The 14,151-nt window shown below is 63.9% G+C and carries 14 protein-coding genes; 8 read left to right on the top strand and 6 right to left on the bottom strand.

Annotated features, from left to right (window positions below):
* Positions 1-26: 26 nt before the first annotated feature.
* From RX330_RS19510 to pncA, 3 genes are all read right to left on the bottom strand, one after another.
* Complete coding sequence (locus tag RX330_RS19510; protein ID WP_317239461.1) at positions 27-2,060, bottom strand: NAD(+) synthase; 2,034 nt, start codon at positions 2,058-2,060, stop codon at positions 27-29.
* Positions 2,061-2,197: 137 nt separating this feature from the next.
* The gene (locus RX330_RS19505; RefSeq protein WP_317239460.1) at positions 2,198-3,313 is read right to left on the bottom strand and encodes an alpha/beta fold hydrolase; all 1,116 of its coding nucleotides are present in this window, start codon (positions 3,311-3,313) and stop codon (positions 2,198-2,200) included.
* 17 nt (positions 3,314-3,330) lie between these two features.
* The gene (pncA, locus tag RX330_RS19500) at positions 3,331-3,957 is read right to left on the bottom strand and encodes a bifunctional nicotinamidase/pyrazinamidase (RefSeq protein WP_317239459.1); all 627 of its coding nucleotides are present in this window, start codon (positions 3,955-3,957) and stop codon (positions 3,331-3,333) included.
* A 268-nt stretch (positions 3,958-4,225) separates the two neighbouring features.
* Here pncA and glk point away from each other — a divergent pair, with 268 nt between their 5' ends.
* Both glk and RX330_RS19490 read left to right on the top strand, forming a co-directional pair.
* A complete protein-coding gene (glk, locus tag RX330_RS19495; RefSeq protein WP_317243933.1) occupies positions 4,226-5,218 on the top strand; it encodes a glucokinase in 993 nt (330 codons plus the stop codon).
* A gap of 137 nt (positions 5,219-5,355) precedes the next feature.
* The gene (locus RX330_RS19490) at positions 5,356-5,559 is read left to right on the top strand and encodes a hypothetical protein (RefSeq protein ID WP_212085025.1); all 204 of its coding nucleotides are present in this window, start codon (positions 5,356-5,358) and stop codon (positions 5,557-5,559) included.
* Positions 5,560-5,638: 79 nt separating this feature from the next.
* Here the strand turns inward: RX330_RS19490 and RX330_RS19485 are convergent, their stop codons facing one another.
* Both RX330_RS19485 and RX330_RS19480 read right to left on the bottom strand, forming a co-directional pair.
* The gene (locus RX330_RS19485) at positions 5,639-6,016 is read right to left on the bottom strand and encodes a response regulator (protein WP_212085023.1); all 378 of its coding nucleotides are present in this window, start codon (positions 6,014-6,016) and stop codon (positions 5,639-5,641) included.
* 112 nt (positions 6,017-6,128) lie between these two features.
* The gene (locus tag RX330_RS19480; RefSeq protein WP_212085021.1) at positions 6,129-6,914 is read right to left on the bottom strand and encodes a Spy/CpxP family protein refolding chaperone; all 786 of its coding nucleotides are present in this window, start codon (positions 6,912-6,914) and stop codon (positions 6,129-6,131) included.
* Positions 6,915-7,368: 454 nt separating this feature from the next.
* On the opposite strand from RX330_RS19480, the gene RX330_RS19475 reads away from it, so the two are divergent.
* From RX330_RS19475 to RX330_RS19450, 6 genes are all read left to right on the top strand, one after another.
* Positions 7,369-8,709 (top strand): ABC transporter substrate-binding protein, encoded by a 1,341-nt coding sequence (locus RX330_RS19475; RefSeq protein WP_212085019.1) that lies wholly within the window; start codon positions 7,369-7,371, stop codon positions 8,707-8,709.
* 132 nt (positions 8,710-8,841) lie between these two features.
* Positions 8,842-9,780 carry a carbohydrate ABC transporter permease gene (locus RX330_RS19470; protein ID WP_212085017.1) on the top strand — a complete coding sequence of 313 codons (939 nt, stop codon included), beginning with the start codon at positions 8,842-8,844 and terminating at the stop codon, positions 9,778-9,780.
* Positions 9,780-10,691 (top strand): carbohydrate ABC transporter permease, encoded by a 912-nt coding sequence (locus RX330_RS19465; protein WP_212085015.1) that lies wholly within the window; start codon positions 9,780-9,782, stop codon positions 10,689-10,691. The genes RX330_RS19470 and RX330_RS19465 overlap by 1 nt, the downstream gene beginning before the upstream one ends.
* A gap of 6 nt (positions 10,692-10,697) precedes the next feature.
* The gene (locus tag RX330_RS19460) at positions 10,698-11,798 is read left to right on the top strand and encodes an ABC transporter ATP-binding protein (protein ID WP_317239458.1); all 1,101 of its coding nucleotides are present in this window, start codon (positions 10,698-10,700) and stop codon (positions 11,796-11,798) included.
* A gap of 34 nt (positions 11,799-11,832) precedes the next feature.
* Positions 11,833-12,822, top strand: coding sequence for a hydroxyacid dehydrogenase (locus RX330_RS19455; protein ID WP_212085012.1), 990 nt, complete (start codon positions 11,833-11,835; stop codon positions 12,820-12,822).
* A 168-nt stretch (positions 12,823-12,990) separates the two neighbouring features.
* Positions 12,991-13,518, top strand: coding sequence for a hypothetical protein (locus tag RX330_RS19450; protein ID WP_317239457.1), 528 nt, complete (start codon positions 12,991-12,993; stop codon positions 13,516-13,518).
* A gap of 89 nt (positions 13,519-13,607) precedes the next feature.
* Here RX330_RS19450 and RX330_RS19445 read toward each other — a convergent pair whose 3' ends face one another.
* Positions 13,608-14,111 carry a DUF1993 family protein gene (locus RX330_RS19445; protein ID WP_317243932.1) on the bottom strand — a complete coding sequence of 168 codons (504 nt, stop codon included), beginning with the start codon at positions 14,109-14,111 and terminating at the stop codon, positions 13,608-13,610.
* Positions 14,112-14,151: the final 40 nt, after the last annotated feature.

Here is a 14,151-nt window from a genome sequence, read left to right as displayed (position 1 = left end):
TCTCCCCATGTCGATCCGCGCCCCGATCAGCTGGGCACGTTCCGTTCGAGATCCTCGAGCCACGCCGCCGCGCTCGCATCCGACGGCGCACGCCAGTCACCGCGCGGTGACAGCGACCCACCGGCCGAGACCTTCGGCCCGTTCGGCATCGCCGAGCGCTTGAATTGGCTAAAGGCAAAGAAGCGGCGCAGGAACACTTCGAGCCAGCGCCGGATCTCGGGAAGCTCGTAGGCCTTGCGCCGGTCGCTCGGGAACGCCGGCGGCCATTCGCCTTTGGCGACGTCCTTCCAGGCGTGCTGCGCCATGAAGGCGATCTTGGACGGACGCATGCCGAAGCGCAGCGTGTAGAACAGGTTGAAATCCTGCAGCTCGTAGGGCCCGACGGCCGCTTCCGTGCTCTGCGGCTTCTCGCCGGCCTCAACCGGCACGAGCTCGGGCGAGATTTCGGCCACCAGGATCGAGCCAAGCGTCCGGTTGACGTCGTCGCTGAACTGCTTGGAGGAAATCACCCAGCGGATCAGATGCTGAATCAGCGTTTTCGGCACGCCGGAATTGACGTTGTAATGCGCCATCTGGTCGCCGACGCCATAGGTACACCAGCCGAGCGCGAGCTCGGAGAGATCGCCGGTTCCGATGACGATGCCGCCATGATGGTTGGCGAGCCGGAACAAATAGTCCGTGCGCAGGCCCGCCTGCACGTTCTCGAAGGTGACGTCGTAGACCTTCTGGCCCTGGCCGAAAGGATGGCCGATGTCCTTCAGCATCTGCGTCGCCGTGGTGCGGATGTCGAGCTCCTGCCAGCTCGTGTGCAACGCCTGCATCAGCGCCAGCGCATGCGTCTTGCTCTCGCTGCCGGTGGCAAAGCCCGGCATGGTGTAGGCCAGAATGTTTTCGCGAGGCAGACCGAGCAGATCGACCGCTTTGGCGGCGACGATCAATGCGTGGGTAGAATCGAGCCCGCCCGAGACGCCGATCACGACGCGCTTGGTGCCGGTCGCGCGCATGCGCTGCACGAGGCCTGCGACCTGGATGTTGTAGGCCTCGTAGCAATCCTGCTCGAGCAGGCTTTCGTCGCTCGGCACGAATGGGAAGCGCTCGACCCTGCGCAGGAAGCCGATGTCGGCGGCCGGCGGCTTCAGGGCAAATGTCACCTTGCGGAAAAACGCCTCGCGCTGGCGGCGGTTGTCGTCGAAGGTGCCCATCAGCGCGCGTTCCTGCCTGAGCAGGTCGAGATCGATGTCGGCCGTGGTGATCTGGCCGCCCTGGCGGAACCGCTCGCCCTCGGCCAACAGCACGCCGTTCTCGTAGATCGAGGTCTGGCCATCCCAGGAGAGATCGGTAGTCGATTCCCCTGCCCCTGCGGCGGAGTAAACGTAGGCCGCAAGGCAGCGCGCCGACGTCGATTGACACAGCAGCGCGCGTGAGCGGGCCCGGCCGATCGTGATCGGACTGCCTGAGAGATTGATCAGCACGCTGGCGCCGGCGAGCGCGAGCTCCGAGGCTGGCGTCACCGGAATCCACATGTCCTCGCAGATTTCGACGCCGATGGTGAGGCCTGGGACGTCCTCGGCCGAAAACAGGAGGTCGACGCCGAACGGCGCATGCGCCCCACCAAAGGAGATCGTCTCTCCGGCAATGCCGGCGCCGGAAGCGAAATGCCGCCCTTCGTAGAATTCGCGGTAGGTCGGCAGGTAGCTTTTGGGCACCACGCCGAGAATGTTGCCGCGATGAATGACCACGGCGCAGTTGTAGATGCGATGACCGAAGCGCAGCGGCGCGCCGACGACCAGGACGGTCATCAATCCCGCCGAGGCCTCGACGATGCCCAGAAGGCCGCGCTCGACCGCATCGAGCAGCGGATCCTGCTTGACCAGATCCTCGATCGCATAGCCGGACAGGCACAGCTCGGGAAACACGGCGACCGCCACCGACTGCTCGTGGCAGGCATCGGCCGCCGCCAGCACCGCCTTCGCGTTGGCCGAGGGATCGGCGACATGGGACGTGGTGACACAGGCCGCCACGCGCGCAAATCCGTGGGCGTAGATCGAGTGGAAAGTCATCGAGCGCAGTACCCTTGATCTCTTCGCTGCCGAAGCCGTCAGCTCCGGACCATATGTAGCCCATCGACCGGGGCACGTGCAGGCCATCCGCCGTCATGCATAACGGATTTGCAGAATAGCCCGCTGCGCCCGGCGAGTTAGGCGCTGCGGGCCAACACGCCGGACAGGTCGTCGCGCAGCCAGTCGGCGATCCGTGGCCAGGCATGCGCGTGAGTGCGCGCGCCCATGAACAGACCAAGGTGGTTGCTCGGCTCGGAAGCCGCCGCAATGAAGGCGGGCGGCGTGCCGAGGAGAGCGGCGGTCGCGAGAGCCTGCGCGGCCGGCACGACGTCGTCGTCGAGCCCGGCAAGCAGGAAGACCGGCGCCTTGACGTCCTTCAGATCGACTTTGCGGCCGAGAGCGGTGAAACTGCCGCCGGCGATCTGGTTTTCCCGGAAGATCCGGTTGACGGTCTCCAGGTAATATCTGCCCGGCAGATCGAGCGTCTCCGCGTTCCAGCGGTCGAAGCGCGCGAGCAGCGCCGCGCCCTCCTCGTCCGACAGGTCTCTCTGCAACGCCGCTGCGATATCGTCGCGGCTTGGCGCCTTGGACCACAAGCGGAGCATCTCCCCGCCACTGACATTGCCGCCGCCGCGGGCGACGAGCTGGTCGTAGACCATCTCGGGTGCGTTGCGGGTGACCCGGCACAACGAGGAATCGATCGACAGGTCCACGGGAGCACCGACCAGCACCAGCCGCCGGACCTTGGCGGGAAAGCGTGCCGCATAGAGCAGCGACAGCCAACCGCCCTGGCACAAGCCGACCAGATCGACCGGCGCGCCGATCTCGTCGATGGCGACGTTGAGATCGCCGAGATAGCTGTCGATCGAGAGATAGCGCATGTCCGGCGTCGCTGACCGCCAATCGGTGAGATAGATCCGGTCAATCCCGCCGTCTCGCAGGGACCCCACCACGCTGTGGCCGGGCGCGAAATCGGCGATCAGGGCCCGATGCAGCGCATAGGGCGCACAGACCAGCACGGGCTGGCCGGACCGCGTCCGCGTGCAATCACGCAGACGCATCGTCGCGAGTTCCAGCGCGACGCTGTTGGGCGTCGTCCACGGCAGGTTGCTCTCTTCCTGCTCTGCCCGGCCGCGCTCGACCCACCAGAAGCAAGCGTCCATCGCGAGCCGGGCCGCCGCAAACGGCCACAGCAGCGGCTCATCAGTGGCATGATCCGATCCGCCCGGCTGTTTGCCGATCTTTTCCACCATGACTCTTCTCAAGGTCCTTACAGAAACGCCTCGAGGCTGACGACGGAGATGCCGAGGTCCCGCAAGCTTCGATGAGCCGCGGCCACCGAGCCGTCGAGATCGATGCCGCGGCAGGCGTCCTCGATGACGGCCACTTCCAACCCGGCCTTGCGCGCATCCTCCGCCGAGAAGCGGACGCAGAAGTCCAGCGCGAGACCGGCGAAAAAAACGGTCTTCAGCTCACGTTCGCGCAAATACCCGAGCAGCCCTGTCGCCGTCCGATGGTCGTTCTCGAACAAGGCCGAATAGGAATCGATGCCGCGGCGAAACCCCTTGCGCACGACGAGACTCGCTTTGGCGACGTCGAGATCGCGATGGAATTCGGCGCCCGACGTGCCCTGCACGCAATGCGCCGGCCAGAGCACCTGGGTGCCGTAATCGAGCTCGATGGTCTGGAACGGCTGCTTGCCCGCATGGTTCGTCGCGAACGAGACGTGGTCACGCGGATGCCAGTCCTGGGTCAGGACCACGTTGGCGAATTTTTTGGCGATTCGATTGATCGCAGGCACGACCTTCTCGCCGCCGGGAACGGCAAGCGCTCCGCCGGTGCAGAAATCATTCTGCACGTCGATCGCCAGCAGCACGTCGCAGTCGGAGATCTTCATGACCGGTCTCGTTCGATGTGCCCGGCGCGCCGGCGCCAGACCCGTCCCCCAGTGTCGGTCTTCCCGCGCGACTTCGCAACCGGCGGCACCGTGCAAGGCCTGCGCGAATTGGTCACCGACCAGTGGCAGGATGCAACGGTTTGGCTTCGAACGTGTTGACTAGCCGCACCCAAGGGCGGATTCTCGCGCTGTCCGCGTCAGGCGGATCGGGTCAAAGGCGTGGAGGACAGGGTTGGCGCGGCCGGAAGGCGGTGGCAGCCGCGAGGTCATGAATATCGGCAAGACAGGACAAATTCTTCTCGCCGATATCGGCGGCACCAATGCGCGCTTCGCGCTGAGCCAGCTCGAATTGGGCCGCGGGGATTTCGATCGGATCGGACCGATCGATTACGTGAAGGTCGCCGACTTCCCGACCGTCCGGGAAGCCATTTCGGACGTCCTGGCACGCCGGTCCGGCGGCGAGCCGCCCCAGAGAGCCGTGCTGGCCGTCGCGGGTCCCGTCACCAACAACCGCTGCGTCATGACCAACAGTCCCTGGGTCATCGACGGCAACGAGCTACAGCCGGCGCTCGGCTTCGACAGCGTCCATGTGCTGAACGATTTCGAGGTGGTCGCCTGGTCCCTGCCCGCCTTGCAGCCTGCCGATCTGATCCCTCTCGGCGGACAAAATGGCCTGCTCGGTGAGCCGCTGCTGGTGGTCGGACCCGGAACCGGCTTTGGCGTCTCCTGTCTGATCGACCGCCATGGTGCGCGGCTGGCCGTCGTCACCGAGGCCGGACACGCGACCCTACCGGCGGAGAACGAACGCGAGGAGCGTGTGATCACGTGCTTGCGCCGACGCCTTGGCCACGTCTCCATCGAGCGTGGCGCGCTTTCGGGTTCCGGGCTGCAAAATCTCTACGGAGCCTTGGCGGAGGTCGACGGCGCGCAGGTGCCCCAGCGCGACGCTGCCGGCATCACCAAGGCCGCCCTGGAGGGAAGTTGTCCCGTCAGCCGCGCGACGCTGGAGATGTTCTGCGCCATCCTTGGTTCCGTCGCCGGCAATCTCGCGGTGACATTCGGCGCCCGCGGCGGTGTCTATATCGCCGGCGGAATCGTGCCGCGTTTTCCTGAATTCCTGATGGCCTCCGCCTTCCGGGCGCGCTTCGAAGCCAAGGGCCGGTTCCAGGATTATCTGCGCAACATTCCGACCAGCCTCGTGATCAAGCCCGACGCGAGCTTCGTGGGCCTGAAGATGTTCGCGGACCACAACGTGGATTGAGGCACTCTCGCTATTTGCGGGTTCCAATATTCACAGATGATTCAGCGCACGTGCGGTTCCACGCACGAACATGCTTGCCTGCATGTTCCCAATGAGAAACAATCAAGGTGTGTGTGGCGTAGTTGCGGGGGCGTAACATGCGTAAGCAGGATCTGGGTTTCGACTATCACCGCTATCACCGCCTGCTGAGCGAGGCGGATGACGAGGACAAGCGGCAGGCGCTGATCGATCTCTTGATCGAGGAGAAGGCGCGAGACCGGCTCGCCGCGCAGCGCGCTTCGGACCGTGCGGCCATGACGGCCCACACCATTGCCACGGTGCTGAAGAACGGTCGTAGCTGAGGCGCTCGATCTCATCTCGTCGTGACGCTAACGCCGCATCGCCGTTGCACGCGGCATCTTCGCCGTCGCCAGTCGGCTCTCAGTGCTGCGCTTTAACGGGAGTTCCCGGAAACATCGAATCGATCATCGCCTTGAGCTGATCCATAGCGATCGGCTTGCGCAGGATCGGCCTGCGCCGGAGCAAGGACGGCAGCAGCTCGGGGCCGTAACCAGTGGCGAACAGAAACGGCTTTCCGCGACGTTCGATCAAGTCGGCGACGGGATCGACGTAGACGCCCATGAGATTGATGTCGAGGATGGCCAGATCGTATTGCGCGGTCATGGCGAACGCGCTGGCGTCCCGGACATTGTCCGCTTCAGCGACGACGTGGTGGCCGAGTTCCACCACCATGTCGGCGATCATCATCCGGATCAACGCCTCGTCTTCGACCAGGAAAACGGAGAGTCCGTCCGCCATATCAACCCCGCAGTCAGCCTTAAGAAGCTAACCATAACCGAATTGCGGAGAGGATACACGAATTCGTGGCCAGCGCCGTTAATTCAGACGCGCACGATCCGATTCAACTTGATCAATCCAGTCCGCGCTCGTGGCTCAGGCGCACCATCTCCTGAATGAAGACTTGCTTCTGCTTGTCATCGAGGCTCGAAAAGAGCGGCTCCGCCGCGTCTGCGACATTGCGCTGGTCGGCGGCCCGGTCGATCAGGAACTGCGACTCGTTGCGCATCTGCTCGATGATGTCGTCGGGCGGATCCCGCTTGGCGCGCGCAACCCGCAAGTTGAGCCGCTCCGCACCATTATGCCCCAGGTAGTGCATGGCGCTTGAGAAGCCGTACCAGTGCTTCTCCTGGTCGGGCGTGAGATTCAGTTGGGTCTTGATCCGCTCGATATAGGCATCGCTGTTGGCGACGATCTGTTCGGCGGTCTGCTGCGGCGCGCCGGGCTGGGTGAGGACGGTGACATCCTTATCCTTGCCCTGCGGTGCGTTCTTCGCCTCCTTGGTCGCCTTGGCGCCCTTGCCTTTGGCGTTCTTGGCATCCTTGTCCTTGGCCGAGCCCTGCTGCTTGGCATCCTTCCCGGTGTCCTTGCCGGCGTCCTTTGCGGGTGGCGCCTGATTGCCATTGTTGTTGCCGACGCCGAGCACACCGGTGAAGACGCCGACCACACCGCCGATTGCGCCGCCAAGGACGCCACCGACCGGACCGGCCGCCTTGTTCCCCGCCGCCGCACCATCCTGAACGCCTTTGACCAGACCTTGAGCATTGGCCGCCGCGGGGTTGCAGAGCAGCGCGAGCACGGCCCCCAGCACGCACCATCGCCGCATGTGAAGCCGCGCTGACGGCGCCGGGTTGATCATTCTCGTCTCCATCGTCGATCTGACTGGCCTGTTGGGGCGGAGCCCCGACAAACCGCAACTCTATCGTTTCCCCCGCTTTGCGGTCCAGACGCAACCGATTGCTGTCCACGCCCGAAAACTCTTTCGCGCGAAGCGGTTATGCAGGCTCATTCGAAACTGCGGCGTAATTGCGCACGGATCGTCCGCGGGCTCGCTTGCACGACGTGTGCGTCGCAAAATGAACGGCTGCGTCGACGGACGACGCGGGTGGCGGGCACACCATTAGTTCTAGACGAGGAGCCGTTCGGCTTTCTCGACAGACGCGATCAATCATGATCTGATCGCGCTACCAATTTGCTGTGGCCTGAATGCTCACGTCAGGCGACAGCACCAATAAGAAGATCCAACAACAAGAACTCGATAAGAAAGTCTCCCAGAGGAAACTCCAACAACAACACCCAGGCGAGGAAACGAGATGTCACGCAAGACACTGACGCGACGTCAATTTGTGGCTGCCACTGCAATGTCCTCCGCGGCGCTTATCACGGCGCCCTACGTCCGGGGCGCTTACGCCGCCGGCAAGCTTTCGATCGGTTTCTGGGACCATTGGGTGCCAGGCGCCAACAAGGCCTCTACCGATCTCGTCAACGAATGGGCGGCGAAGGAGAAGGTCGAAGTCTCCATCGACTACATCACCAGCAACAACAAGAAGCTCGAGCTGACGGTCGCCGCCGAGGCGCAGGCGAAATCCGGTCACGACATTCTCCAGATGCCGACCTGGTGGCCGCACGCCTATGCTGACCAGCTCGAGCCGGTCACCGACATCATGGGGCCGATCATCAAGCAGAACGGCGAGGTCAACGGCACGACCAAATATCTCGGCCAGGCCGGCGGCAAATGGCTCGCCGTCCCCGCGACCGTCGGCAGCCAGATCAAGGGCCCTTGCTCCCGCATCGACCTGATGAAGAAGCATGCCGGCATCGACGTTCAGGAGATGTATCCGGCAGGCAGCACGCCCAAGGACGAGAACTGGACGACCGACGTCTTCCTCAAGGCCGCCGAAGCCTGCAGCAAGGCCGGCTTCCCGTTCGGCATCGGCCTCGGCGAGACCACCGACAGCGTCGACACCGCCGGCGCGATCTTCCAGTCATTCGGCGCCGAGCTCGTGAACGCCAAGGGCGACGTCACCGTGAAGACCGACGCCGTGCGTCAAGCTCTCGAGTTCTACAAGAGGCTGATAGCGGTGCTGCCGGCGGACGCGGCCTCCTGGGATGACGCATCCAACAACAAATGGCTGATCTCGGGGCGCGGCGCACTGATCCTGAATCCGCCGAGCTCATGGGCCGTTGCCAAACGCGACGCGCCACAGGTCGCCGAGCAGTGCTGGACGCACGGCATGCCGGCCGGTCCAAAGGGCCGCTTCGCGCCCTTCCTGCCCTATTTCTGGGGCGTCTGGGCCTTCGGCAAGAACAAGGAAGCCGCCAAGAGCCTACTGACCCATCTGTCGCAGCCGTCGTCGATCGAAAAATTCGTTGCGGCGAGCGGCGGCTACGACCTCCCGGCTTTCGCGAACATGACGAAGCTGAAGACGTGGGCCGAGGAAGGGCCGCCGAAGGGCACGCTTTACAGCTATCCCGACCCGCATGGCCGGCAGACGATGTCGATCGCAGCATCGCCGGCTCCGCCGAAGATCGCGCAGCAGATCTACAGCCAGGCGACGCTGACCAAGCTGGCGCTGCGCTATGCGAGGGGCGAGACGATGGAGCAGGCGCTCGCCTGGGCCGAGGGCGAGTGCGAAGGCTTCATGCGGAGCTGACGCCCGTGCGCCACGGCGGCTCACCTGCTTGCACGTGAGCCGCCGACTGTGTCCGATCGTTCCATTCTCTTTCGAGAGGGGGCCGGCCGTCATGGCCGGCTTCCATTGAACCTTCCGTAGGAAAGTCCAAGCATGGCCGATGTCGTCGTTGAGCAAGCTCGCTCCGTACGCGCCGCGAGCCCGCGCAAACGCACCAGCTTGCACAATGCGCTCAGACGGAAGTCGACGGTGGCGTTCTTCCTGACGCTGCCCCTGATTCTCCTGATCGCGCTATTGGTGCTGTATCCCGCCTTCTACTCAGTGCATCTGGCGACGCTGAACAAGTCGATGCAAAAGTTCGTCGGCTTCGCCAACTTCACGTTCCTGTTCAAGCGTGACACGTTCTGGATGGTGGTGAGGCAGTCCTGCATCTTCGCCATCACCGCCGTGTTCTTCAAGGCGCTGCTCGGCTTCATCGTCGCTCATTTCGTCCACAACCTTCCGGCCAAGGGCCAGCGCAAATGGCGCGGCATGCTGCTGGTGCCGTGGGTGATCCCTCCCGCAATGAGCACGCTGGCCTGGCTGTGGCTGTTCGACCCGTCCTATAGCGCCTTCAACTACACGCTCTCGTTCTTCGGCATCGGCCCGATCCCCTGGCTCGGCGACACCTTCTGGGCACGCTTTTCCGTCATCCTCGTCAACGTCTGGTACGGCGCACCCTTCTTCATGATCATGTACCTGGCAGCGTTGAAATCGGTGCCGGACCAGCTCTACGAGGCGGCCGCCATCGACGGCGCCAATTGGTGGCAGCGGATCTGGTACGTGACCCTGCCGATGATGCGCAACATCATCGCCATCACGACGCTGTTCTCGCTGATCGTGACCTTCGCCAATTTCGACATCGTGCGCATCCTGACCTCGGGCGGCCCACTGGACTCCACGCATATCTTCGCCACCTGGGCGTTCCAGGTCGGAATCCAGAGCAGCGACATTCCGCTCGGCGCCTGCGTCTCGCTGTTCATGGTGCCGATCCTCGCCGTCGCGGCGATCTTCATTCTGCGCGATGTCAACAAACGTGGGAACGAAGCCTGATGAGCACGATTGCAATCGACAAGGGCGGTCCCACGCGCAAGGTCAAGTACCGCAGCATGAGCCGGGATCGCACCTGGGCGCTACGCTGGTCCTACTTCTTCCTGGTGCTGTTTGCGATCTTCTCGCTCACCCCGCCGATCTACATGCTGATCACCTCGCTGAAGAGCAGCGCGGAGATCTCGGCGGCGACCAATCCGTGGTGGGTGTTTCACCCTACCCTGTCGAACTACGTCGAGCTTTTGACCTCGAACCAGTTCTTGCGCTTCTTCTGGAACTCCGCCATCGTCTCCATCGTGGTCGTGATGGTCACGATGCTGATCAGCATTCCCGCGGCGTTCGCGCTGGCCAGGATGAAGTTCTGGGGCTCCACCACGCTCGCGACCGGCGTATTCCTCACCTACCTGGTTCCCGACAGCCTGTTGTTCATTCCGCTGTTCAAGATGCTGGCCATGGTCCAGGACCTGACCGGCATCACGCTGCTGAACAGATGGTACGTTCTGCTGTTCATCTATCCGACGCTGACCGTGCCGTTCTGCACCTGGATCATGATCGGCTATTTCGCCTCGATCCCCAAGGAGCTCGATGAGGCCGCCCTCATCGACGGCGCCTCCTGGCTGCAGACGCTGACGCGAATCTTCATTCCCGTGGCGCTGCCCGGGCTGATCGCGGCGACCATCTTCGCCTTCACCGTCTCCTGGGCCCAGTTCCTCTATCCCCTGGTGTTCACGACGTCGGTGGATCAGCTCGTCCTGCCGGTCGGTATCACCACCACGCTGATCAAGGGCGACGTCTTCAACTGGGGGCAGATCATGACCGGCGCGCTGCTCGGCGCCGCGCCGCCGCTGATCATCTACGCGTTCCTGATGGACTACTACATTGCCGGCCTGACCGCCGGTGCGACAAAGGGTTGATGTCTCATGGCTGACGTTGCTTTGCGGAAGGTTGTCAAGCGTTACGACGATGTCGAAGCCGTGCGAGGCATCGATCTCGACATCGCAGACCATGAATTCATCGTGCTGGTCGGCCCCTCCGGCTGCGGCAAGTCGACGACGCTGCGCATGATCGCGGGACTCGAAGACATCAGCGACGGCGACATCATGATCGGCGGCGACGTCGTCAACGACGTGCCGCCGAAGGACCGCGACATCGCGATGGTGTTCCAGAACTACGCGCTCTACCCGCACATGACGGTCGCGGAGAACATGTCGTTCGGGCTGCGCCTGAAGCACTATCCCAAGGCCGAGATCAAGGCGCGGGTAACGGAGGCTGCTCGCCTCCTCGACATCACCGATCTGATCGACCGCAAGCCGAAGCAGCTCTCGGGCGGCCAGCGCCAGCGCGTCGCGATGGGCCGGGCCATCGTGCGCAATCCGAAGGTCTTCCTGTTCGACGAGCCGCTGTCCAATCTTGACGCGAAACTCCGCGTGCAGATGCGGATCGAGATCAAGAAGGTGCACCAGAAGGTGCGCACCACCACCGTCTACGTCACCCACGACCAGGTCGAGGCGATGACGCTGGCCGACCGCGTCGTTGTCATGAACAAGGGCCGGATCGAGCAGATCGGCACGCCGAACGAACTCTACCACAAGCCGGCCACGCGCTTCGTCGCCGGCTTCATCGGCTCGCCCGCGATGAACTTCATTCCGTGTCGGCTCGAGGATGTCGGCGGCACGCTTCAGATCCGCCTGACCGACCGGATCGCTTTCCCGCTGCCGCCGGCCCGTGCCGCGCGCTACAATGCGCTGCCGCGCACGGAGAAGCTGCTGCTCGGCCTTCGGCCCGAGCATCTGTCGGAGGCGCATGCGCATCTGGAGCCCGGCGTCGAGACTTTCGAAACCGTACTCGACGTCACCGAGCCGATGGGGATGGAAACGTTCGTTTATTTCGGGCTCGAGGGCACACCGATCTGTGGCCGCGTCAACCCCAATGCCGGCGCCAAGGACGGGGCACCCATGCGTTTGGCGATGGACCTCAACAATATGCACCTGCTAAACGAGGCGTCCGGCGCCGTGTTATGACGACCGGACAAGAAACTCGCGCAGGCAGGGGACGATGGCGACCAACAAGAAGAAGATTTTCGTTACGCAAACTTTGTCGCAAGGGGCACGCGCCCTCCTCACCCAGCGCGATGATATCGAACTCGTCGAGTTTCCGAACCTGATCTCGGCCGGGGATTTCGAGGCGTTGCTGAAGAGCCATGCGCCGGTCCACGGCGTGGCACTTGGCGCCACCGCCTTCGGCGAGACCGAGCTCGAGGCGTCCCGCGGCATGCAGGTGGTGACCCGCATCGGCGTCGGCTATGACGCCGTCGACGTGCCCGCCCTCTCCCGCCGCAAGGTGCCGCTGATGGTGGCCGGCAGTGCAAACTCTCCTTCGGTCGCAGAAGCGGCGCTGTTCATGATGCTGACGCTCGCCAAGCGCGCGCAGGAGCTGCACGCCTGCGTCAGGGACGGCAAATGGGCCGACCGGCTCGGCATGCTGCCGTTCGATCTCTACGGCAAGACCGTGCTGGTCATCGGCTTCGGCCGCATCGGCAGCCGTACCGCCAAGCGGTGCCTCGCGATGGAAATGAACGTGCAGGTCTACGATCCCTACAAGCCTGCCTCCGAGATCAAGGCAGCCGGTTGCGAGCCGGTCGCCGACCTCGACGCCGCACTGCCCCAGGCCGATTTCGTCACCATCCACTGCCCGAAGACGCCCCAAACCGTGGGCCTGTTCGATGCGGCGCGGATCGGTCGGATGAAGCCGAAATCCTATCTCATCAACACGGCGCGCGGCGGCATCGTGAAGGAAGCCGCGCTTTACGACGCCCTGGTCTCCGGCAAGCTGGCCGGCGCCGGGATCGACGTGTTCGAGGTGGAGCCGCCGCCGGTCAGCAACGCGCTGTTCGCGCTGCCCAACGTCATCATTGCCCCGCATGTCGCCGGCGTCACGGTCGAGGCGGTCCAGCGCATGAGCGAGCAGACCGCGCGCAACATCCTGAGTGTGCTCGACGGCGATCCGATCAGGCAGAACGTCATCAATCAAGATGTGCTGGGCTGAGCGAAATCACGCGCCCGTCCGGTCCACCCGCCTTCGGGACGCCAGAAAGCGTCCCATTTTGGTGCAGATCGGGCCCCAACTCAGCCTTAATCAAACGCGCGTAATGGAGGCGGAAGCACGGCGGTAGCGGGACAGACTGGCCGCCCGTGTCGAGCTGGAGGATGCCCCTTGTCAGAGATCGATCCGACCGACCAAACGCTGGCGACCATTGCCAGCATCCTGGAGAATCCCGAGCCCGTTCTCGTCATTCGCAAGACCGAGACCGAAATCGTGGTCGCCGGCGAGCGCGATCACAAGGACTCCCACGAGCAGCAGATCGTCGACGAACATCCAGTGCTCGACGAGCATCCGTCGATCGAGGAGCATCCGTCAGTCGAAGAGCATCCGGTCGTCGAAGAGCAACCGCTGGTGCCGGAGCACACCGATGCCGACGGCTACAGCAAGGTCGGCCCCGGCCCGATGGTCGCGATCCGCCTCAAATGGACGGTGCATCGCGGCGATGACGGCCAATTCTACGTCCACGAGACCATCGGCGAGCAGTCCGCGCCCGTGGTCAACGGCCCGATGACGAGCGAGGCCGCCGTGCGCTTCGTCGACGAGCAGGAGGACGAGGCCCAGCGCCGCTTCGAAGAGCTGCGCAGCGAGATCGCCGGCCGCAGCTCGCTCGCCGATTACGAGCGCAAGGGCGAAGCCTAAAGCGCGATCAGATATCGTCTGAGCATGATCTCCCCGAAAAGCCGCTTCGCACCTTGCGCTAACGCGGCCTTTCGGGTCCGGATCATGCTCTAGCGCTCGCGCGGGCCGAGAAAGTCCCGCTTCACCAGCTCGACGCCGGCGTGCCGCAACAGGTCGTAGGCCGTCGTCACGTGAAAGAAGAACTGCGGGACGCTGAACGTCAGCAGCAGCGTCCGCCCGGTGAAGGGCAGCTCGGTCCCGTTCTTCAGCTTGAAGAAGACATTCCGCTCCGCCGCCGCGTCGATCTCTGCGCGCGACAAGCTCTCGATGAACTCGATCGACGTCGCGATGCGGGCCTGAAGCCCGGCCATGTCGTGCTCGAGCACCGGCATCGCCACCGGCTCGCGCTGCGCCAGCAAGGCCGCCGCAACGGTGGCGTGGCGGCAGGCCTCACCGACCTGCTGCGCCAGATCGTACATGTCCGGCGCAATGCGCATACCGAGCAAAACCGTCGGATTGAACTTGCGGGTCTCGGCATAGGCCACACCTTTGTCGAGCAGGACAGACAAGTTGCGCAGGTAAGGCACGAACAGGCCGACCGAGGCCTCGTGCATCGAGATCGTCATTTCAAATTTCCCTTCGATTTCCGCCTCG

The organism is Bradyrhizobium sp. NDS-1 (assembly GCF_032918005.1).
Taxonomy (GTDB): domain Bacteria; phylum Pseudomonadota; class Alphaproteobacteria; order Rhizobiales; family Xanthobacteraceae; genus Bradyrhizobium; species Bradyrhizobium tunisiense.
This window is presented reverse-complemented; position numbering and strand designations above follow the sequence as displayed.